The organism is Acinetobacter sp. T63 (assembly GCF_053852345.1).
The window spans coordinates 1,084,432-1,106,984 of the sequence record NZ_CM132659.1 but is presented as its reverse complement, the minus strand read 5'-3'; the positions used below and the strand labels follow the sequence as shown (position 1 = coordinate 1,106,984).

The window sequence follows — 22,553 nt, the reverse complement described above, 5'->3', positions numbered from 1 at the left end:
GAACACATGCGCTGGCGATTAAATTTTTTCGACCGTCCACTCACCGTTACGATTCACCAGCTGGTGAGTTGCATACGGTACAGAGCTTAAATCATCCTGACCCAATAACTGAATTACACTTAAGCCTTGGGTACGGGTGGCCTGAATTGCAGCCAATAAATCTGCCTGATTGCCCTTTGGTGCAACCACCACCGATTTGGCTTCGAAACGACCGGCGCTGAGCGCATATAAGTCGCAAGAGAAACCGGTTGCCGGACGGGCACGACCAAAATGCTGGCCAATACCATCATAACGGCCGCCTTGAGCCAGTGGTGCTGCACGGTTTGGTGCATAAACGGCATACATTAAACCGGTATGGTAGTGATACGAACGCAGTTCTACCACATCAATCCCGATATGCAGATTTGGCCAGCGTGCCTGAATTTCTGCCTGGGTGGTTTTTACCGCATCAAAGGCATGTTTGAATTCCACATTGGCCAGCACATCGGTGCTTAAATGAGCTTCTAGTGCATCCAGATCACTGGCAAAACGGCCGAGCGCATAGAAATCTGAACCAAAGGCTAAATCCTGGGTAAAGTCCGCCAGTTCTGGCAAGGCTTTACGCTGATATAAATCAGACAACTGACGCTCAGTGGCTTTGTTCAGACCAGCTTTTTGTACCAGACTGCGGAACAGACCCACATGACCTAAATCCAGATGGATACCATCGGCCAGACCGGCTTCCTGAATCAGGCTGATCATCAGGTCAACCATTTCCACATCGGCATCAATACTGTCGGAACCGAACAGTTCGGCACCCAGTTGCAGAGGTGCACGGGTGGTATTAAAGCCCTGTGGCTTGGTATGCAAAACTGTACCAGCGTAGCAATAACGCGCCACACCATCTACCGGATGTACATGCGCATCAATACGCGCCACCTGTGGCGTCATATCGGCACGCACGCCAAGCAGACGACCAGACAGCTGGTCAATCACCTTGAACGTGGCCAGGTCTAAATCTTGATTCGATTCTGAAAGAGAAGAGAGAGATTCGATATATTCAATAAATGGCGTGTACACCAACTGATAACCTCGAGATGCGAGGAAATCCAGTGAATTACGGCGCAATGTTTCGATGACTTGCGCTTGTTCTGGTAATACATCAGCTACACCATCAGGTAATAACCATGTCTCTGAAATGGGCATGTTGTAAACCTAAATTCTTGTCTGCGCGGAACAAATCCGCATAAAAAAATCGGGAGCACACCCGATTTCTCCTAGTTTAGCACGATCAAATGGGCTGTGCATCGCAAATTTGATAATTTTCTCTGTCTGATCAATTCCATTGCAATCCTGCCCGGCTGGAGCTGTCATTTCGAGAGTAAAAGCTGTTTTCGCTGAGGAAGATAAAGGAGCTAGACACATCCCAAACTCATCATCTTTTTTTCAGGGCAGATGAAAATCATCTTCCCTCTGCCCTGCGTCCATCTGCTTAAAAAGTCTTATTTGACTTTATTCGGATCCAGCACCTGAGTAATTAAATTCACCAGCTCAACATTCTGGGTTTCCAGCTGATGAATACGCTGCGCTGATTTATCCAGCGCTTCCTGCTGCACGTGCATTTTCTTGGCCAGATCCTGCATGATCTCTAAAGTCTTTTTCAGATTTTCTTCCAGACTGATGACTTTGTTTTCAAGCTGATGATTATCGCTTTGGCGATTCAAATGATCATGCTGGTTTTTAAACTGCAGCCAGATCAGAAAAATCACCGCTACGGCCAACAGTAAAATAAATCCCCAAAGTAGAATAAACATCATGTGTAGTGCTCGACTTATTTGTTTTGTTTTATCTTAACGAAAAATATAGCAAAAAGGCGAAAAATCGCCTCCAACCTGTCAATACTCGGCTGTTATCGCATTTCGCCCGGTTAGACCACCATCGTACAGTCCAAGCTTAGGCAAAGATTTGGACAGATAGAAATTAATGCGCCTGATGGGCAAAAGATTCACATAAATCCAGTAAACGGTTGGCATAGCCCCATTCATTGTCATACCAGGCAAAGACTTTGGCCTGATGCCCGACCACCATGGTCTGGGTAAGATCGACAATTAAAGAATACGGCGAATGGTTAAAGTCACTCGATACCAGTGGCTCATCGGTGACCTGCATAATTTCGGCATAATCCTGCTGCGCGGCTTTCACCAGCACTTCATTCAATTTATGCACGGTAATAGGTGACTGGGAAATAAAGCTGACATCAATGGCGGCGACATTAATGGTGGGCACCCGAATCGAATAGCCATCAATACGGTTTTCCATTTTGGGCATCACCTGTTTTAAGGCGCCTAAAGCACTTGAGGTGGTTGGAATAATATTCTGACCGGATGCACGTGCACGGCGTAAATCACGGTGCGCATGATCCAGCACCGACTGATCAGCCGTGACAGCATGAATTTCAGTCATCAGCGCGGTTTCAATACCAAAAGCATCATCCACAATTTTAACCAACGGCACCAAGGCCTGAGTGGTACAGGAAACACTGGAAATAATCTGGTCTGAGGCTTTGACCTCATGATGATTGACCCCGTAAACAATGGCGGCATCAACCGTGTCAAACGGTGCTGCGCCAATAATCACCCGTTTGGCACCGGCATGAATATGCTGGGTTGCAGCTTCACGCGAACGGAACAGGCCGGTACATTCCAGCACCACATCAATATTTAACTGCTGCCATGGCAACTGTGCCGGCTGTGGCTGGCTCAGCACCTGAACTTTCAGCTTGGCCTGCCCCGAGTGTATGCACAGATAAATCTGTTCCTGTTCCAGCTGGATTTCTACCTGCCCCGGAAAACGGCCATGGGTTGAATCGTATTTAAACAGATGTAGTAGCGTGGCAACATCGGCAACGTCATTAATCGCGACAATATCAAAATGAAATTCTTTAGGATTTTCAAACCAGGCACGCAGTACATTTCGCCCAATTCGCCCAAAGCCATTAATCGCCACTCGTTGCATCCGTATTCCTTCAAACTGCACATCAATCTTGTCTGTGCTTATGTTAAAGGATTTCCGCCAGACACGGCGAATAATTCCTGCCAAACTCAGCAATTAATTTAAACCTGTCCAATATTTAAGCAGTTAGCAGCACTATTTTCTGCTTGATAAAAAGAAGCAGGATGCACGGTAACTGGCTAAACCGCAGCAATGACAACAGCTTGTGATTTCACAGCAGATTAGATGACTTTGAGGTTTGGGTTTTCGCCGCAGATTTGTCATCAAAACACTTTAAAATCATTGGTGAGTGTGGCTTTTTCCGTTATAATTTGGCGTTTTTAAATTTTAAGCCCGTATAACAGCAGAGAAAATCTTGTCAGACTGTTATGCTTTTAGCCAAATCGAGAATTATGGAGTGACTTGGTTGTGAGTACTCGTTTTATGACATCAGCTGAAATTCGTGAAGCATTTTTGCGTTACTTTGAATCGCAAGGGCATACACGTGTCGCGTCGAGTTCTCTGGTTCCCGCCAACGACCCAACGTTGCTGTTCACCAATGCTGGTATGAACCAGTTTAAAGATTGTTTCTTAGGTCTGGAAAAGCGCGATTATGTCCGTGCCGTATCTTCACAAAAATGTGTACGTGCCGGTGGTAAACACAACGACTTAGATAACGTCGGTTATACCGCGCGTCACCACACCTTCTTTGAAATGTTGGGTAACTTCTCTTTTGGTGATTACTTCAAGCGTGATGCGATCAAGTTTGCCTGGGAATTCCTGACCGGTGATGAATGGTTAGCCCTGCCAAAAGACAAACTGTATGCCACGGTTTACCACACCGATGACGAAGCATTCGACATCTGGAACAAGGAAATCGGTTTAGCACCAGAACGTATTATCCGTATTGGCGACAACAAAGGCGAGAAATACGCATCTGATAACTTCTGGGCTATGGGTGATACCGGTCCATGCGGTCCATGTTCTGAAATTTTCTTTGACCATGGCGATCATATCTGGGGTGGCCTACCTGGCACACCTGAAGAAGATGGCGACCGTTTCATTGAAATCTGGAACAACGTCTTTATGCAGTTCAACCGTACTGCTGATGGCGTATTGCACCCGCTTCCTGCTCCTTCGGTCGATACCGGTATGGGCTTGGAACGTATTTCTGCCGTATTACAGCACGTCAACTCCAACTACGAAATTGACCTGTTCCAGCATCTTTTAAAAGCAGCAGCTGAAATTATTGGTCTAGATACCTCTGCACTTGAAGCGGAAGCCAAAGAAAAAGGCACACCGGTACAATATCCAGCTTCACTTAAAGTGGTGGCTGACCATGCCCGTTCTTGCTGCTTCCTGATTGCAGATGGCGTCAATCCGTCTAACGAAGGACGTGGTTATGTACTGCGCCGTATTATCCGCCGTGCCGTGCGTCATGGTAACAAACTCGGTGCAACCGGTTCATTCTTCCACAAAATGCTGCAACCGCTGATTGAAGTAATGGGTGCGGCGTATCCTGAACTGGAAGCTCAAAAAGCACGTATTGAAGCGCAATTACTGAAAGAAGAAGAACAATTCGCCAAAACACTTGAGCAAGGTTTGAAATTGCTTGAAGGCGAACTGGCGAACTTAAAAGGTTCTGTGATTCCAGGCGAAGTGGTATTTAAACTGTATGACACTTACGGTTTCCCGACCGACCTAACCGCAGATATTGCCCGTGAACGCGACCTAACCATTGATGAAGCTGGCTTTGAAGTTGAAATGGCAGCACAGCGTCAACGTGCACGTGATGCCGGTAAATTTGCCATCGACTATAACAGCGTAGTCAAAGTGGATGGTGAAACCCAGTTTGATGGTTACGATGCCACTGCAGGTCAAGGTCAAATCATTGCCATCTATAAAGATGGCGAACAGGTTGACGAAGTCGCTGAAGGTGATGAAGCACTGATCGTCCTGAACCAGACGCCATTCTATGCAGAAAGCGGTGGTCAGATCGGTGATACCGGTATTTTCAAAAACGACACCGGTATTTTTGAAGTGCAAGACACCAAAAAATCGGGCGGCGCTTTTGTACACCAAGGTATTGTGACCATGGGTAGCCTGAAAGCAGCACAAAACGTGGAAGCAATTGTCAAAGCGGACATTCGTGCTGCAACTGCACGCAACCACTCGGCGACTCACATGCTGCACGCTGCGCTGCGTCAAATTCTGGGCTCACACGTACAGCAAAAAGGCTCACTGGTTGCATCAGACGTATTACGTTTTGACTTTGCCAACGACCAGCCGGTTTCATTTGAACAGCTGCAAGAAATTGAGCGTCTGGTGAATGCTGAAGTGATTGCCAATACCGAAGTGACCACTGAGCTGTTAGATATCGAATCTGCGAAAGCCAAAGGCGCGATGATGCTGTTCGGTGAAAAATACGGTGATGAAGTTCGCGTACTGTCTATGGGTTCAGTAATTGAAGAGAAAAACTTCTCGATCGAACTATGTGGCGGTATTCACGTGAAACGCACTGGTGACATCGGTCTGTTCAAAATCACCTCTGAAGGTGGTGTGGCTGCAGGCGTGCGTCGTATTGAAGCGGTGACAGGCACCAAAGCGATTGAAGCTGCGCAAAAAGCTGATCGTGACATCAACACCATTAATGCGCTGTTAAAAGCACAGAAAGAGCAAACCATTGAGAAAGTTGAAGCAATTGTTGAAACAGCCTCTAGCCTGCAAAAACAGATTGAACAGCTGAATCAGAAACTGGCCAGCCTGCAAGCGGGTGAACTTTTAAGCCAAGTTCAGACCATTGCTGGCCGTGCAACACTTATTACCACTGTTCAGGGTATGGATGCCAAAGCACTGCGCAACCTGCATGACGGTGTGAAATCAAAATTAGACAACGCAGTGATTGTACTTGCCGGTGTAGAGGGTGACAAAGTGAGCCTGATTGCATCCGTTGCAAAAGACTTCACTACGTCTATTAAAGCAGGTGACATCATCAAACACTTGGCTACTGAGCTTGGTGGTAAAGGTGGTGGTAAACCTGACTTAGCACAAGGTGGCGCGCCACTAAACGAGAAGTTTGCAACCGTGATGGCAGAGTTAACTGCCTGGCTGGAAGCAAAATAACTTCACTTTTGTGTAACTGACCCTGGCGGCAATCAGGGTCATGGCTTATATGGAACAACTATGGCATTAATCGTTCAAAAATATGGCGGTACTTCTATGGGTACGCCCGAGCGCATTTTAAATGTTGCTCGTCGCGTAAAGCGCTGGCATGACCATGGCCACAAGGTGGTCGTTGTTGTATCAGCAATGAGTGGCGAAACCAATCGCCTGCTCGCTCTCGCGAAAGCCATTACCGACACCCCTGACCCACGTGAACTTGACCAGATGGTTTCTACGGGTGAGCAGGTAACGATTTCCATGTTAGCTATGGCGCTCAATTCTATTGGCGTAGAAGCTAAATCTCTAACCGGTCGCCAAGTCGGAATTAAAACTGACAGCGCGTTCACCAAAGCCCGTATTGAAGCGATTGACACCGATGTCATGACCGGTCATTTAGATGCCGGCCGTGTGATTGTGGTTGCAGGCTTCCAGGGTGTAGACGAGCAAGGCAATACCACAACTTTAGGCCGCGGTGGTTCAGATACAACCGGTGTTGCGTTAGCCGCAGCATTAAAAGCAGATGAATGCCAGATCTACACCGATGTTGATGGTGTATACACCACTGACCCGCGTGTTGCGCCAAAAGCAAAAAAAGTGGATCGTATTTCCTTTGAAGAAATGCTGGAAATGGCATCTTTAGGCTCAAAAGTCCTGCAAATCCGTTCTGTAGAATTTGCTGGCAAATATCAGGTGCCTTTACGCGTACTATCTAGCTTCGATAACGACAACGATGGTGCATTTGACGAAGAGTTTAAAAACAACGTCGGAACTCTTATTACTACTGAATTGGAAGACAACATGGAACAGCCAATTATCTCAGGTATCGCGTTTAACCGTGACGAAGCTAAACTGACTATTCTCGGTGTGCCAGATGAGCCAGGTATTGCCTCTAAAATCTTGGCCCCAATTGGCGCTGCCAACATTGAAGTGGATATGATTATCCAGAACGTTGAAGAAGATGGCACCACTGATTTCACCTTTACCGTAAATCGCGGTGAACTGGCCAAAGCCAAAGCGATTCTTGAAGCGACTGCACAGGAAATTGGTGCACGTGAAGTTGCAACCCGTGACGACATCGTGAAAGTGTCAATTGTCGGCGTGGGTATGCGTTCACATGCTGGCGTAGCGAGCAAAATGTTCACCGCACTTGCAGACGAAGGCATCAACATTCTGATGATCTCGACCTCTGAAATCAAAATTTCAGTGATTATTGAAGAAAACTATTTAGAGCTTGCAGTTCGTTCACTGCACACGGCGTTCGGTTTAGACCGCGAGTCAGGTGAATCAAGCCCGCGTGCTTAATCTGTAGTCAGCAATTATTGGAATTGTCAGACAATATTGCGAAAAACTACAAAAAATCAGAGCCACTATAGTATTTTTTATAGTGGCTCTGTTATATTGAAATAATGAGAATTAGAAATCTTAACAGAATTGTATCCGACAAGGTTTTGTCAGGGAGAGTTCTGATAAAATTTCGCTTGAAATATTTTGTGCTTTTCAAAACTTTCAAATCAATGCAGGTTTAGCATTTTGCAAGGAGATAAACATGCTGATTCTGACCCGACGTGTCGGAGAAACATTAATGATTGGGGATCAAGTCAGTGTTACTGTACTTGGTGTCAAAGGCAACCAGGTGCGTATTGGTGTGAATGCGCCAAAAGAAGTGTCTGTTCATCGTGAAGAAATTTATCAACGTATTCAACATGAACGTGCCATGCATGAGCATTTGCAACATCTCGATCAGGATTATCAGCCTTCTTATGAAGATGATAATTACCCACAAAATAACTTTAACCGTTAAGACTTAAAGTTATCTTGTTATAAAGCGGCTCTACGGCCGCTTTAAGTTTTTTTCAGCGCTTCAAAATTATTGTTGCTCCAGCAAAGCCAGCGCTTTACGTACAGGTCCAAAACTACGGCGATGCTCTGTAGTCACGCCATGCAAAGCTATTGCTTCAAAATGCGCTTTGGTCGGATAGCCCTTATGTTTGGCAAAACCAAACTGTGGAAACTTCTGGTCCAGTTCCAGCATCTGCCGGTCACGGGTGACTTTGGCCAGAATACTGGCTGCGGAAATTTCGGCGTGCAAGGCATCTCCACCCACCACCGCTTCACACGGCATGTTTAGTCCTTGCGGAATTTTATTGCCATCGACCAGGACCTGATCGGGCTGGACCTGCAAGGCTTCAACCGCACGGCGCATAGCCAGCAATGAGGCCTGTAAAATATTCAGCTCGTCAATTTCAGCCGGACTGGCTTCAGCAATGGCCCAAGCCAAGGCTTTTTCCTGAATCTCAATGAATAACTTTTCACGTTTCTTTTCACTCAGTTTCTTGGAATCATTCAAGCCCGCAATCGGATTGTTCGGATCCAGAATGACTGCCGCAGCCACCACGGTTCCCACCAGAGGCCCGCGCCCTGCTTCATCTACACCAGCAATTTTCATCGACATTATTACCTTCAATAAAATAGGCTGAACCTGTCAGCCTATTTCTTTCATCTTGCGCTTATTGTACTGCTTCTTGCACACAAGCATGAATGGTTTTTGATACAACATTGCTCACAATGGTGGCACGCGCTGCCGGGTCAATCGCTGCTGTCGCCAAGTCTACCGCAGTCACATTTTGTGGTGCTTTTTCGCTGACACAACCACAGATTTCAGTCTGGATATTTTGCTTTTGGGTGCTGGTCATGACTTTGGTGGCCGTTTGCCATGCCGGAATGTTGTTTAGCTCGGTGACACATTTGGCATTAATCGCAATTTTCAGTGCTGCGCCGCCCAATTGCTGGGTCGTTGTTGCCGCTGTAGGCTGAGTGGTGCCTGTAGATGCACATGCGCTTAACAGTAATGCCAGCGGTGCTAAAACATAAGCCAACTTTTTCATGTATTTTCCTTCAGTTTTGCGTCATTTTACCGGCCTATTTTAAGGGCTTTAGCGCGGATTCGGTTTATCTTTTTGACCGCAATGCACAAATAAATGGCAAATTTAAGCATTATCCAGGGCAACTGCCTGCTTCATATCCGCAAATACCGTTGGACAGGCCGATTGCACCCGGTTCCAGCTTGGAATAAAAGACTGCTGGTTCGGATAATTCATAAACTGCTCCCCTGCCTCGACAATACTCTGAGCAAATAATTCCACCACATTTTCTTCGCTGTGCCGGTCATAGTTCAGGCCATTGGTGGTGGCATCATAATAATAGTGATCAATCAGATCCAGCGCATTACGATAATAGGCCGCGCGGATAATCCGAATATTGTCCAGACTGACCTGCACCCCCAGCGCCGCCAGCTTACGGAAAAATGCCAGTGCGATATCCCGGCTCATCCGTTTTAGGCCACCATCCCCATTGGCGGTGGTGACTTCCTGATGTTTATGTTCATAATCATCGGCAATATCGACCTGACAGATGCGCTTGGTGGAATAGTTGCGGTAAATTTCCGAGAGCACGCCAATTTCCAGGCCCCAATCGCCCGACACCTTCAGGTCACTCAGTGCTTCGACATGAATTGCCATCTCTCCAGACAAGGGATAACGAAAGGCTGAAAGATAAAGCAGATAATCCAGCGGCCCGAAGACTTTTTTCAGCGCCTGCAATAAAGGTGACACCAGCAGACGTGATACCCGACCATTCATTTTCCGGTCAGCCACCCTCGCATAATAACCTTTAGAAAACTGGAAACTGAATTGTGGATGTACCATCGGATAAATCAGCCGGGCCAGCATGTCACGCTTATAGGTACGAATATCGCAATCGTGCATGGCCACCACCTGACTCTTGCCTTCGGCCATGGCATAACCGGCACAATACCAGACATTACGACCTTTGCCACGCTGCAAAGGCGCGACATTTAACTGATTTAACTGCTGATGCAGCTGCTGCAAACGTGGCCCATCATTCCATAAAATCACATGGTTCTGCGGCAATACCGAGAAAAATTCCCGCGCATGAGCAAACTGCTCCGCATTGGCCTGATCCAGACCGATAATAATCTGCTGGATATAATCAGCGCCTTTCAACTCTTCGACAATCTGGGTTAAGGCCGGATGTTCAAGCTCGGAATATAAGGAAGGTAAAATTAAGGTGACCGGTTTGGACTTGGTAAATTCGCGAAGTTCCTGTTCATATTCATGTAGATGGCGCTGTTTTAAATCATGTATTGTTGTAATCATGCCTTCTTGTGCAAAATCGACCATCATCCTCTCCAGTTTATTGTTGTAAAAAGTACTGTAATCCTTCTGCCCAACCCGCTGGTGCCTGCTGCCGGGTGAAGTACACAGAATCGTGTTCTAATGCCAATGCTGCTTTATACGGCCGTTTGACCACCACAGCATGCTGACAGGCTTTCAGCATATCGAGATCGTTTTCACTGTCCCCCAGCCCGATACATACCGTTTGTGCCGGATAAAACTGTTTCAGCCAGTTCACTGCCAGCGATTTATCACAGTCCCGGCTTAAAATATGGCTAAAGCGTCCACCATGAAGCATATGCAAATTACTGGCCAGATATTGCGACAATGTCGCTTCATCTTCGGCTCGGCTGTCCGGATTCCAGATAATGACTTCGCTATACGGACGCTCTAAAGCCCGTGCTGCATCGTCCAGCGCCAAACCGGTCAGCGCTGCAATCTGCGCGGCATCACAATCACTAAAGCATTGAAAATTTAAGCCATAGTCTGCTTTTAACTGCTGTAGTTGCACCGCAATGTCGGTACTGGATAAGGGACTTTGATAGTCATGCTGCGCATTAAAATAGATATATGCCCCATTTTCAGCCACAAAAGGCATGCCGCTTAAACCGAGCTGTTGCTGCAAATGGCGGATTTCCGCTGCGGTTTTACTGCTACATAAAATAACCGGAGAATCCGGAATTAATCGCTGGATCAGCTCTGTGTTCTGCCCATAGCTGTAATTATCATGATTTAATAAAGTCCCATCTAAATCTGTAAAAATTATAAATTTTGGCATCTGTACTTATATTGGCTTTATCTGTGTAGAATCCTATAAGATTCTTAGCCTAATATTGCTTTAACTTACTTTTTTATAACAAGAAAGTAACAGGCCTACATGAAGTAGGCCTATTTTTTCATCATTTTATGAAACTAGATGCGCTTATAGCGCCTGGATTTTTTCAATCCAGGCCTGTTTCTGCGCTGCTGGCAGGAACGAGGCTTCAAAAGAGTTAATCGCCAGTTGCTTTAACTCATCTGCCGTTAAATCTAACGCTTCGGTAATGGCAATAAAGTTGTCATTCATATAGCCGCCGAAATAAGACGGATCATCCGAGTTAACCGTCACCTTCACGCCCTGCTGTAACAAACGGCGGATATTGTGCTGCCGCATATCCTGCACCACGCACAGTTTTAAATTACTGAGCGGGCACACCGTAAGCGGCATTTCATCCTGAATCAGACGCTGCATCAGTGCCGGATCTTCTTCAGAACGCACGCCGTGGTCAATACGATTCACTTTCAGCAAGTCCAGTGCTTCCCAGATATATTCTGGTGGACCTTCTTCACCGGCATGCGCCACCACCAAGAAACCGTATTCACGGGCTTTGGCAAAAACGCGGGCAAATTTAGCAGGCGGATGCCCCACTTCGCTGGAATCCAGACCGACTGCAATAATCTGTTCTTTATACGGCAGTGCCTGTTCCAGCGTTACAAATGCTGCTTCTTCGCTAAGATGACGCAAGAAACACATGATTAAACGGGAACTGATGCCCAGTTTGCTTTGTGCATCATCACAGGCACGTTGCAAACCGTTAATTACTGTCGCAAAGGCAATCCCGCGGTCAGTATGAGTTTGCGGATCGAAGAACATTTCGGTATGTACCACCTGATCTTCTGCACACTTTTCAAAATAGGCCCAGGCCAGATCATAAAAGTCCTGCTCATGTACCAGTACATTGGCACCGGCATAATAGATGTCTAAAAACGACTGCAGGTTATGAAAGTTATAGGCCTCTTTGACTTCCTCGACTGACTGATATGGAATGGCAATATTATTACGCTGCGCAATGGCAAACATCAGTTCCGGCTCAAACGTCCCTTCAATATGGACATGCAACTCTGCCTTGGGTAAGGCGCGAATCAGCTCAAGTTGATTCATCTCTCATCCTCATGAAAATAAAAAAGGGTGCAAACCGAGTTTACACCCTCAAAATGGTTGCTGGGGATTAACCGCCAAATAACGCGAATTTTAATGCCCACAATACTGCAATAATCCACACCATATATGGCACAGATGAGGCTTTACCGGTCAACAGCTTGATCAACGCATAGCTAATAAAGCCCATGGCAATACCGTCTGCAATCGAGTAGGTAAATGGCATAAATACGATGGTCAGGAAGGCTGGAACCGCTTCAGTAATATCTTCCCAGTCAATATGTACAATGCCCTGAATCATCAGCACACCCACAAATAACAAGGCAGGTGCAGTAGCAAAGCCTGGTACCGATTGGGCCAGTGGCGCGAGGAATAAACACAGTACAAACAGCACCGCCACCACTACCGCAGTCAGACCGGTACGCCCGCCCGCAGCAACACCGGCAGACGATTCAATATACGGTGTGGTTGAAGAGGTACCCAGTGCTGCACCCGCTACAATGGCAGATGAGTCGGCAAATAAGGCTTTTTTCAAACGTGGCAATTTACCATCTTTGAGCAGGCCTGCACGGTGTGAAACGCCGACCAGGGTACCGGTGGAGTCAAACAGATCGACCAGGAAGAAGACGAAAATCACCCCGATCAGGCTGGCAGTAAACAGACCTTCAAAGTCCATTTGCATGAACGTTGGCGCGATAGACGGGATTTCACCGACCACACCTTTAAATTCGCTTAAGCCCAAAGCCGTAGAAATAGCCGTTAATACCAGAATACTGATGATAATTGCACCACGCACCTTGAATTGGTGCATCACCACAATCATCAGGAAGCCAAATAAGGCCAACAGCACTGAAGGCTGTTTCAAGTCACCCAGACCCACCAAAGTCGCCGGGTTATCGACAATAATGCCTGCGTTTTTTAGTGCAATTAAGGCCAGGAATAAACCAATCCCGCCGCCAATGGCCAGTTTCAGGGACATTGGAATGGCATTGACAATGGCTTCACGAATTTTGAACATGCTGATGGCAATAAACACCAGACCGGATACAAACACCGCAGCCAGCGCAGTTTGCCAAGGCACACCCATGCCCAGACAAACCGAATAGGTGAAATAGGCATTCAGGCCCATACCCGGTGCCAACGCAATCGGATAGTTGGCAATCAGTCCCATCACCAGACAACCAATTGCGGCTGCCAGACAGGTTGCAACAAAGACAGCCCCGTGATCCATCCCGGTTTCGGATAAAATCATTGGATTGACAATAATGATGTAACACATAGTTAAGAATGTGGTTACACCGGCAAGAACCTCAGTACGAAAACTGGTCTTGTTTTCGCTTAACTTAAATAAGCGCTCAAGCACATTTTCTGAAGATGGATTAGGAGTCGTCATGACCTCGCCCTTGTAAATAAACTTAAATACCCAACAGTGATGCGAAAGTACGGAGAAAATTCATCCCTACCCCTAGCATTGCCAAGCAACGGATATGCCAAAAGTTACACGCACAGGATAAGTCTATTTAGCCATTATGCTTTGAGCCCTTAACAGCTCAAATCAGATAAATTCTAAACAAAAAAGCCGCATAACTTTATGCAGCTTTACTTACCATAATTAAATCAACTATTTAAAAAATAAATACGCTAATTTAATTGTCTAATGGGTAAATTATATCACACTGATTTTTCATTGTTTCTAAAATTTATCTTTAATTTTCATTCAGAGCATCTCATGCTGAATTAGAATTTTTGGCCTAAACTTCCAGCCCGCTCAATAGAGGGTTCGATCTGTCGCATGTGATCATCCAGCGATGAACGATGTGAAGCCCGATCTTGTTCAATCAGATGCAGAAAGTCGCGTGCCTCCTGCACAATATTCTGCATTTCTTGTTGTCTGCGGTGTTGTTCCTGCTGAAACACCCAGACCATTAACAGGACAACCATGACAATAAAGGTCACTATCAGGATTTGCCTCATGTTCTTTACTATTATTAAACAAATTTAATTTATACTAACAGAAAAATAAACAATATGTTAACCATGTCACAACTTTCAGTTTGTGTATTAATCAAATTTTAACAATTCAAGCATTCAATTGGCCTTTAACTCACTCCTACCCTCACCTATTGAAATTTCAATTTCCTGACACCCATAAAAAAGTCCGCACTGGCGGACTGTTTAGCCTTAACCGCAGGATGCTTGCACAATTTTATTACTGTTCGGATCAATGGTTACTGTGACTCGGTCAGCGCGATAATCCATGGTGACCGGCTGGCCAGGATGGACGCTGCGAACAATTTTGGCCTGGGTCCGCTGCTTGATTTCGCTCTGTGGCAAACTGCCCGATTGCCCAATCAGTTTTTTGGCTTCTTCTGCCACACACTGGCCTGGCTGCTGACGGAACAGCGCCCATTCTTCAACGATACTGCCATCTGGCAAATGGCAATAGCCCACCTGACCACTGTGTTCGTCTTTAATTTCCAGTCGGCCGCCCTGTTCAATACAATATTGACTGGCCGGATTGGCAAGTCCTACCTGTGCTGGGGGTTGCTGTACGGTGCTACAGGCCATAAGCGAGGCTGCAAGCGCAGCAAAAAGAACAATATTTTTCATGGGCAGTATTCTTGTATAAAAAATATTAGCCTAGCAAATTTTACTGGACCTGCTGTGTCTTTTTGCAAAAGAGGGAGAAAGCTTCTTGTTAGTCTTGATGAGGGACAGCTTTGACTTATATAGAGCTATTACTGATAAATTGATGGATGGAGAAATTACAGACATTAAAAAAGGCTTATCAGTATTTCACTGATAAGCCTTTAGAATTTGGTAGGCATATCCAGACTCGAACTGGAGACCTCTACGATGTCAACGTAGCGCTCTAACCAACTGAGCTATACGCCTATATGTGACGCATCATATTCACTTTTAAATTTTATGACAAGCCTTTTCTATGATTTTTCAATGCAGATGCACAAGAATTCAGCAATGCTTTGAATTTTTTCAAATCTGCCTCAGAAACCTGCTCAGATGCATACTGCATCTGCTCATATAACTGCACGGTCTGCTTAAACACATGATGCTGCTGTGACTCAGCCTGAGCCGCCAAACGAGACATCCACATGTTAAACGTTTCAGCAGGCTTTTTCTGTAATTCAGGCGGTAACGGCTTCGAAAACGTCTGCAACAGCTGGGCAAGTTTTGGCTGCCGGCGAAGATGCTGATAATACAACCAGGCCATATATAGCCCCAGCAGACCTAAAATGGTCAGTATCAGCATCAGGATATTGGCATAGCTGGAATGTAGCCCCAGTTTGGCCAGCCAGCCCCGCTGCGACTCGGCATTATAGCCCACCACCTTGCTTTGCCATTGATAGCTGGCATAGTCGCTCCAGATACGCAGTTTATTCATTAAATGATAATGCCGATAAGTCCAGCCACTGCCGCGCTCGCCCAATACCGCCTGATCTTCCGCAATCAGGTTTTGCATGCCCTGCTCAACCCGCTGCGGACTAATCATTGCTGTCGGGTCAAAACGCTGCCATTTGCCGTTTAACAGCACTTCGGTCCAGGCATGTGCATCTAACTGGCGTACTTCCCAACTTTTACCATCTGGGGCCAGCTCTCCGCCCTGATAACCGGTGACCACCCGCGCCGGAATTCCAACATAGCGCATCAGCATCACAAAACTGGAAGCATAGTGTTCACAAAAACCTTGACGTGACTGAAACAGGAACTCATCAACACGATGTTGCCCTAATCGCCCCGGGGTTAAGGTATATACAAAGCCATTTTCCCGATACCAGCGCAGCACCTGCTGCACATAACGCTCGGGATCTTGTCCGCTGTGCAAAAATAAACGCTGGGCCAGTTGCTGTGCCTGCAAGTCCTGCTGTACCGGAAATTGAGTATTGATGCGTAAATTCAGATGAGCATTACTCACGGTCTGAGCCTGGATATCGCCGATCCAGCGCAACGGAATCGGCTCGACCCGCTGGGTTAAACGCCGCGGTACAATGCCCCAATCCTGCTGGCTATAATAACGGCGCTCCAGCGGTACCGATTTCTCCAGCCCCATCACCCAACGCACGCCCGGGTCAGCCGCCAGATATTGATAATCAAAACTACGCGCCTGCGCCGGCTGCAATACATCGCTACGCATTAACGGCTGCTGGTTAACAAAGCTGCTACGCCAGCGCTGGCCATCATATTCATCCAGCACCATCGCCCGCCAATACAGTTCATGTCGTGGTGGCAGTTGCTGCACATCGCCAATAATCCGAAAGGCCAGTGCGCTGGATTGCGACAGCTCGGCAATATCGCCCGGCGACATGCTGTCACTAATTCCGGTAATGCCTTTATTTTCCGGAATCGGAATATGCCACAGTGGCGGTAGCCGCGGGAAAAACGTAAACAGCAAGACAAAAAAAGGCAGTGCATACAGCACAAAACGCCCCACATGGCGGGCATCGCGCTTTAAGGCCTGTACAGCCGAAGCCTGATATTCAAATTCGCTGGTTTGCAGGCGATACAGCCCGATCAGACAGCTGAGCAGGCTTAAAATGACCATAAAGGCCATCCAGATTGACTGGCTAAACAAAAAGGAACTGGCACTGACAAATAGCGCGAAATTGAACAGGATAATCACATCGCGCCGGGTTCGGGTTTCGAGGGCCTTGGCAAATAAAAAGGTTGATAACACCGCCACGCCGGCCTCTACCCCAATAAAGGCGCGGTACTGTAAATAAATACTCAGCAGCGCCAGCGCAATCAGGCTAAAGGTCCAGTATTTAGCAATCGGCTGACGCCCGGGCTGCAGACTGAAATACAGACTAATCAGGATGATGATAAAAATTATACTGAGCAGCACAGGCAGATAGATCAGCTGTGCCAGTAACAGCAGGCCCAGGCTTGAGAGAATCGAAATACGGATACTGGAATTCATCTTTATGCCTGCGCCAACAGTTGTTTGGCGAGCAGCAATTGCTGCTCGCCACAGGCGGCCGGTAATTCTACCTGCGGCAAATACAGGGCATAGGCACATTGCTGCTGTTCACACTGCTCGACTAGGCCCATCATTAGGCTGAGTTTTTCTTCATGCGATGTGCTGGGCATCTGCGCATAGTCAATTTCAAGCTGCTGCTGATTCTGATATTGCTCAAAGACCTTGACGTATAAGCCCTGGCCACGCGCCACCTGTTTCCAGGACACTGCCTGCAAGGAATCTCCGAGCTGATAACTGCGCAGCTCCCGAAATTCATCTAAATCCGGTTCTTCGTTGTGCCGGTTGTGTTTATTTTCAGTGGTGTGCTGTGCCGCTTTCGGTGCAATCCAGGCAAAGTCATTGAAATACAGATAGGTCCAGGCACGCACCAGACCAAAGGGATAAACTGAATACAGCTGGATGGCCGGATAGTGAAACTTGCCGCGCTGGGCGGTATAAAAAAATAGCGTATACTGCTGCTTGGCTTCACTCAGCGCCAGTTTATGCAATTGCTGATCGACCTGAATCCACAGATAACGCAGCTGTGGCGTATCCTGCTGAAAAAACAGGTGCAGCTGGACATTTTCCCCGGCCTGCCCGACCTGCTGTGCCACCACCTCAAGCTGCAAGCCATGCAGCTGTTTAAAGGTCAAATAAAAACTGATACATAAAATCGCGCTAATTAAAAAGCAGAAGCTCAGAATCAGGTTATTGGCATAGTTAATACCGGCCACAAAGGTAATCAGGATAAGCACCAGATATAAGTAACCCTGCTGATAAATAAATACCAGCACATCTTTTTGCGTGAGGCGTTTTTTCTGCTGGAATTGAAAGCGTTTCTCCAGCCAGTGCTGCCAAAAATTCTGCCCGAGCATACTTAGCTGACCTGCACCTGTTGCAGCAGCTGCTGGGTTTCACCCTCACTTAAACCAATACGATGTGCCACCACCGCCACAAAAACCGCTTGTACATCATCCGGAGTGACAAAACTGCGCTGTTCAATTAACGCATGTGCCTGGGCGGCTTTTTTCAGGGCCAGTACTCCGCGCGTCGATAGTCCATGCCGGTTTTTACGGCTGGCTTCGGCCAGATCCAGAATATAATCCTGCACGGCGTCACTGACATATAGCCGATGCACCTGCTGTTGTAATTCCAGGATTTCATCTTCACTAAACACATGCTGCAAACTGGCAATCAGGCTCTGCCGGGAAGATTGCTGCAGCAATAGTTTTTCTGCATAACGCGATGGATAGCCCAGTGATAAACGCATTAAAAAGCGATCCAGTTGTGATTCAGGCAATGCATAGGTTCCGCTTTGAAACAGCGGATTCTGGGTAGCAATGACCCAAAATGGTTGCGGCAGTTCGTAACGCACGCCATCGACCGTGACGTTGCCCTCTTCCATTGCTTCCAGCAAGGCACTCTGGGTTTTCGGGCTACAGCGGTTAATTTCATCGGCCAATAAAATCTGGGTAAAAATCGGGCCTTGCTTAAACTCAAACTGATGTTCTTTCTGATTAAACATGTTCACCCCAATTACATCACTGGCCAGCATGTCATTGGTAAACTGAATCCGCTGAAATTTCAGTCCGGCCAAATGCGCCAGACTGCTGGATAAGGTAGTTTTGCCCAGACCGGGTAAATCTTCAAACAGCACATGGCCGCCGGCCAGTAAACAGACCAGTGCCAGTTTGGTCTGCTGCTGTTTATCCAGAACAATCTGATTAACCTGTTCAAGGAACTGCTGGATTTTGGGTGCATAGCGCTGCAGCTCGCTCTGGAGCTGCGCCTGATCGTGTACTGGTTCCGATTTCTTATCCTGTTTCATGCCCCAAATCACCTTCATTCCCCAAATAAAAACGGTGTATGCCCTAACATACACCGTTTTGTTTTTTTTCTAAAGAAATCAGATGATTTCTAGACTTTTAACACGGACACTTCTTCAGGTTTCCGGAAGATGGATAACGTGAATCGACACAGTGCCGGTAAAAGGTTTTGGCATCCATCGCTTCCAGATCCGGATGATGCTGCCGCATGTGCTCCAGATAGGTCTGATAATCAGGCACCCCCACCATCAGCCGGAAACTTTGCTGCAAACGCTGCCACAATGTGGCAATCCGCGACCAGTTTTTAGGATTCAGGATTAAATCCTTCTGCGACATCACGGTCATTTTGATGATTTTATAAATCACCGTTTTACCCGCTCGAGCAAATTTCAGATTCATCTTCTCGCTCCTTAATGGCCTTTGGCCGGCTGAATATCTTCAGGATTGCGGTAAATTGCTTCTGCTTCATGCACGGTTGGTTCCGGATTGGCCAAGGCACGGCGAATCACCCCAATCGCAGCAAACAGCATCACAAACGCCACAATCATAAAGAAGCCACACAATGCCGCATTAATCTGGTTCGACATTGCCACAGTCTGCATTTCCGCAATACTTTTGGCCGGTGCCAGAATTTCATTATTGGCAATCGCGGTATTGAAACGCTCTGCCTGTGCCAGGAAGCCGATCTTCGGATTTTCGTGGAAAATCTTCTGCCAGCCAGCAGTCATCGAGGTGATAAACAGGAACACGGTCGGGATGATGGTCACCCAGACATATTTCTGTTTCTTCATCTTGAACAGGATGACAGTACCAAGAATGAGCGCCATCGCAGCCAGAATCTGGTTACCAATACCAAACAGTGGCCACAAGCTGTTAATCCCGCCAAGTGGATCGACCACGCCCTGATAGACGAAGAAGCCCCAACCTGCCACCGCAACTGCTGTCCCCAGCAAGTTACCAAAGAAGTTGTGAGATTTTTTCACCGCAGGAATCACAATACCTACGGTATCCTGAACCATAAAACGGCAGGCACGGGTACCGGCATCCACCGCTGTCAGAATGAACAGCGCTTCAAACAGAATGGCAAAGTGATACCAGAACGCCATCATTTCGCGGCTATTGAAAATCTCGGTGATGATATGAGCCATACCAATTGCGAAGGTTGGCGCACCACCAGTACGGGACAGAATCGAGTTTTCACCGACTTCCTGGGCCAGCAAGGTCAAGGCTTCAGGCGTGACCACAAAACCAAGGTTACGCACCGCTTCTGCAGCCGTATCTACCGACGTACCCAGTAAAGCCGCTGGCGAGTTAATCGCGAAATACACACCCGGATCAAGCACCGCGGCACAGATCAGTGCCATAATCGCCACGAAAGACTCCATCAACATGCCGCCATAACCAATCATACGGATATCGCGTTCGTTGTTGACCAGTTTTGGCGTGGTTCCCGAAGACACCAAGGCGTGGAAACCGGAAATCGCACCACAGGCAATGGTAATAAACAGGAATGGGAACAGCGAACCGGCAAATACCGGACCAGTCCCATCAACAAACTTGGTGACCGCTGGCAGTTTCATTTCCGGCATGGCAAATAAAATACCAATCGCCAGACCTGCAATGACACCAATTTTCAAGAAAGTTGACAGATAATCACGCGGTGCCAATAACAGCCACACCGGTAAAACCGACGCAATAAAACCGTAAATGATTAGCGCCCAGGTCAGCTCAGTCCCTGACAAGGTAAAGAACGGTCCCCAGTACGGATGCTGCGCAATGTTTTCACCGTAGATGATGCCAAGCATCATCAGCACAAAACCAATAATCGACACTTCTGCAATTTTACCCGGACGGATAAAACGCATGTAAATGCCCATAAAAATGGCAATCGGAATGGTGGCGGCAATACTGAATACACCCCACGGACTGTTGGTCAGGGCTTTCACCACCACCAGCGCCAGTACCGCCAGGATGATAATCATCACCCCAAGTGCACCCAGCATCACGATAATACCGGCAAAGCTGCCCAGTTCCTGCTTGGCCATTTCACCCAGTGAGCGGCCGTCACGACGGGTCGAAATAAACAGCACCAGGAAATCCTGTACCGCACCGGCCAGCACTACCCCGACCAATAGCCAGATGGTGCCCGGTAAATAACCCATTTGCGCTGCCAGAATAGGACCAACCAGCGGTCCGGCACCGGCAATCGCGGCAAAGTGATGGCCGAACAGGACACTTTTATTGGTCGGAACATAATCTAAACCGTCGGCCAGGCGATGCGCGGGAGTTAAACGCCTAGCATTGAGTTCAAAGACTTTATTGGCAATAAATAAACTGTAGAAGCGGTAAGCAATGCTATAGACACAGGCGGCGGCGAGGACCAGCCAGACTGCGTTTACATGCTCACCACGGCTGAGTGCCAGAATCCCGAAAGACACTGCACCCACAATAGCGACGAGCAGCCAGATAATTTTCGAAGTTAGGCTCGACTTCGTTGGTAATGTTTCCATTCAATCCCTCATATTTTCGATGCATTTAAATCAGCTTGATTGTTGTTGTTCGAGGTACTGCTGTTTTCCTTTGCGACTTTACGCCTGTTATTTTTCTATGCCTCTAAGACTTTGGCATAAAAAAAGGGATGATTGATCATCATCCCTTCGATAATAGTATATTTTTACACCATTATGCACGTTCTAAATATTCACCAGTACGGGTATCTACACGAACGCTTTCTTCTTGCTGAACGAATAATGGAACACGTACCACAGCACCTGTTTCAAGTTTCGCTGGCTTACCGCCACCGCCAGAAGTATCACCACGAACACCTGGATCAGTTTCAACAATTTTTAATACCACGAAGTTCGGAGCGCTAACGTTTAAAGGCACGCCGTTGAACAACATAATGGTACATTTTTCATTAGAATCGTCTTTTAACCATTTTGCAGCATCGCCCATAGCTGTTTTATCAGCTGCGATCTGTTCAAATGTTACAGGATCCATGAAGTTCCACAGTTCGCCGTCGTTGTACAAGTAGTCCATTTCTACTTCTACAATGTCAGCAGCTTCTAGTGAATCACCAGATTTGAAAGTTTTTTCTAATACTTTACCTGTTTTAAGGTTACGTAATTTCACACGGTTGAAGGCCTGACCTTTACCTGGTTTTACGTATTCGTTTTCCATGATTGAACATGGGTTACCATCAAGCATAACCTTAAGGCCTGACTTGAATTCATTCGTAGAATAATTGGCCATGACTGGCACACTCCAAACTTACTAACTTTAAGCTATCGATGCTACGGGCTGTTGCGATGTCATTTAGCAAGTCTGACACGAACATTAGTTGCCACATGCACATTCATTTTATGTGACGTATTCTAAATGACCAATATGCCTTGCCGCAATGAAAAATTCTTGTTTAACCGGCCGCTGCTGCCTAAGTTACAAGCAGATATCCATCTACCGGCTTTATTCCCAACTGGCAGATGCTTAAAATCAGCGCAGCTCGCTCT

Annotated in this window: 20 protein-coding genes and 1 tRNA gene; 3 read left to right on the top strand and 18 right to left on the bottom strand. The window is 47.0% G+C overall.

What is annotated here, in order from left to right:
* Positions 1 to 18 precede the first annotated feature (18 nt).
* From ACVLR6_RS05295 to ACVLR6_RS05285, 3 genes are all read right to left on the bottom strand, one after another.
* The gene (locus ACVLR6_RS05295) at positions 19 to 1,185 is read right to left on the bottom strand and encodes an ATP phosphoribosyltransferase regulatory subunit (protein ID WP_104498237.1); all 1,167 of its coding nucleotides are present in this window, start codon (positions 1,183 to 1,185) and stop codon (positions 19 to 21) included.
* A 296-nt stretch (positions 1,186 to 1,481) separates the two neighbouring features.
* Positions 1,482 to 1,796: a hypothetical protein gene (locus ACVLR6_RS05290; protein WP_005177014.1), complete on the bottom strand. Its 315-nt coding sequence runs from the start codon at positions 1,794 to 1,796 to the stop codon at positions 1,482 to 1,484.
* A gap of 163 nt (positions 1,797 to 1,959) precedes the next feature.
* Positions 1,960 to 2,994 carry a type I glyceraldehyde-3-phosphate dehydrogenase gene (locus ACVLR6_RS05285; protein ID WP_016658386.1) on the bottom strand — a complete coding sequence of 345 codons (1,035 nt, stop codon included), beginning with the start codon at positions 2,992 to 2,994 and terminating at the stop codon, positions 1,960 to 1,962.
* A 405-nt stretch (positions 2,995 to 3,399) separates the two neighbouring features.
* On the opposite strand from ACVLR6_RS05285, the gene alaS reads away from it, so the two are divergent.
* The 3 genes from alaS to csrA all read left to right on the top strand — a co-directional run bounded on the left by alaS (position 3,400) and on the right by csrA (position 7,933).
* Entirely contained in the window at positions 3,400 to 6,093 is a 2,694-nt protein-coding gene (gene alaS / locus ACVLR6_RS05280; RefSeq protein WP_455995979.1) for an alanine--tRNA ligase, read from the top strand.
* 60 nt (positions 6,094 to 6,153) lie between these two features.
* The gene (locus ACVLR6_RS05275; protein ID WP_160232502.1) at positions 6,154 to 7,434 is read left to right on the top strand and encodes an aspartate kinase; all 1,281 of its coding nucleotides are present in this window, start codon (positions 6,154 to 6,156) and stop codon (positions 7,432 to 7,434) included.
* 244 nt (positions 7,435 to 7,678) lie between these two features.
* Positions 7,679 to 7,933 carry a carbon storage regulator CsrA gene (csrA, locus tag ACVLR6_RS05270; RefSeq protein WP_016658388.1) on the top strand — a complete coding sequence of 85 codons (255 nt, stop codon included), beginning with the start codon at positions 7,679 to 7,681 and terminating at the stop codon, positions 7,931 to 7,933.
* 66 nt (positions 7,934 to 7,999) lie between these two features.
* On the opposite strand, the gene rnhB is transcribed toward csrA, so the two are convergent.
* The 15 genes from rnhB to efp form a co-directional block, all read right to left on the bottom strand.
* Entirely contained in the window at positions 8,000 to 8,578 is a 579-nt protein-coding gene (gene rnhB, locus ACVLR6_RS05265) for a ribonuclease HII (protein ID WP_104500160.1), read from the bottom strand.
* A gap of 61 nt (positions 8,579 to 8,639) precedes the next feature.
* The gene (locus ACVLR6_RS05260; RefSeq protein WP_005177001.1) at positions 8,640 to 9,017 is read right to left on the bottom strand and encodes a hypothetical protein; all 378 of its coding nucleotides are present in this window, start codon (positions 9,015 to 9,017) and stop codon (positions 8,640 to 8,642) included.
* A 102-nt stretch (positions 9,018 to 9,119) separates the two neighbouring features.
* Positions 9,120 to 10,331 (bottom strand): glycosyl transferase, encoded by a 1,212-nt coding sequence (locus tag ACVLR6_RS05255; protein ID WP_455995977.1) that lies wholly within the window; start codon positions 10,329 to 10,331, stop codon positions 9,120 to 9,122.
* Between the two features lie 13 nt (positions 10,332 to 10,344).
* Complete coding sequence (locus ACVLR6_RS05250; RefSeq protein ID WP_168395102.1) at positions 10,345 to 11,103, bottom strand: HAD-IIB family hydrolase; 759 nt, start codon at positions 11,101 to 11,103, stop codon at positions 10,345 to 10,347.
* A 144-nt stretch (positions 11,104 to 11,247) separates the two neighbouring features.
* Positions 11,248 to 12,246, bottom strand: coding sequence for an adenosine deaminase (locus tag ACVLR6_RS05245; protein WP_160243389.1), 999 nt, complete (start codon positions 12,244 to 12,246; stop codon positions 11,248 to 11,250).
* Positions 12,247 to 12,313: 67 nt separating this feature from the next.
* Positions 12,314 to 13,636 carry an NCS2 family permease gene (locus ACVLR6_RS05240; protein WP_005176982.1) on the bottom strand — a complete coding sequence of 441 codons (1,323 nt, stop codon included), beginning with the start codon at positions 13,634 to 13,636 and terminating at the stop codon, positions 12,314 to 12,316.
* Positions 13,637 to 13,980: 344 nt separating this feature from the next.
* A complete protein-coding gene (locus tag ACVLR6_RS05235; protein ID WP_455995974.1) occupies positions 13,981 to 14,199 on the bottom strand; it encodes a hypothetical protein in 219 nt (72 codons plus the stop codon).
* A 225-nt stretch (positions 14,200 to 14,424) separates the two neighbouring features.
* Positions 14,425 to 14,853 (bottom strand): I78 family peptidase inhibitor, encoded by a 429-nt coding sequence (locus ACVLR6_RS05230; RefSeq protein WP_005176977.1) that lies wholly within the window; start codon positions 14,851 to 14,853, stop codon positions 14,425 to 14,427.
* A gap of 208 nt (positions 14,854 to 15,061) precedes the next feature.
* A tRNA-Val gene (locus tag ACVLR6_RS05225) sits at positions 15,062 to 15,138 on the bottom strand.
* Positions 15,139 to 15,169: 31 nt separating this feature from the next.
* The gene (locus ACVLR6_RS05220) at positions 15,170 to 17,179 is read right to left on the bottom strand and encodes a transglutaminase family protein (protein WP_455995972.1); all 2,010 of its coding nucleotides are present in this window, start codon (positions 17,177 to 17,179) and stop codon (positions 15,170 to 15,172) included.
* A gap of 2 nt (positions 17,180 to 17,181) precedes the next feature.
* Positions 17,182 to 18,093 carry a DUF58 domain-containing protein gene (locus ACVLR6_RS05215; protein WP_168397362.1) on the bottom strand — a complete coding sequence of 304 codons (912 nt, stop codon included), beginning with the start codon at positions 18,091 to 18,093 and terminating at the stop codon, positions 17,182 to 17,184.
* A 2-nt stretch (positions 18,094 to 18,095) separates the two neighbouring features.
* Positions 18,096 to 19,046 carry an AAA family ATPase gene (locus tag ACVLR6_RS05210; protein WP_005176839.1) on the bottom strand — a complete coding sequence of 317 codons (951 nt, stop codon included), beginning with the start codon at positions 19,044 to 19,046 and terminating at the stop codon, positions 18,096 to 18,098.
* A gap of 97 nt (positions 19,047 to 19,143) precedes the next feature.
* Positions 19,144 to 19,443: a YbdD/YjiX family protein gene (locus ACVLR6_RS05205; RefSeq protein ID WP_005176838.1), complete on the bottom strand. Its 300-nt coding sequence runs from the start codon at positions 19,441 to 19,443 to the stop codon at positions 19,144 to 19,146.
* 11 nt (positions 19,444 to 19,454) lie between these two features.
* On the bottom strand, positions 19,455 to 21,554 hold the full coding sequence (locus tag ACVLR6_RS05200) for a carbon starvation CstA family protein (RefSeq protein WP_127799259.1): 2,100 nt from the start codon (positions 21,552 to 21,554) through the stop codon (positions 19,455 to 19,457).
* Positions 21,555 to 21,726: 172 nt separating this feature from the next.
* Entirely contained in the window at positions 21,727 to 22,296 is a 570-nt protein-coding gene (gene efp / locus ACVLR6_RS05195; RefSeq protein WP_005176835.1) for an elongation factor P, read from the bottom strand.
* Positions 22,297 to 22,553 lie beyond the last annotated feature (257 nt).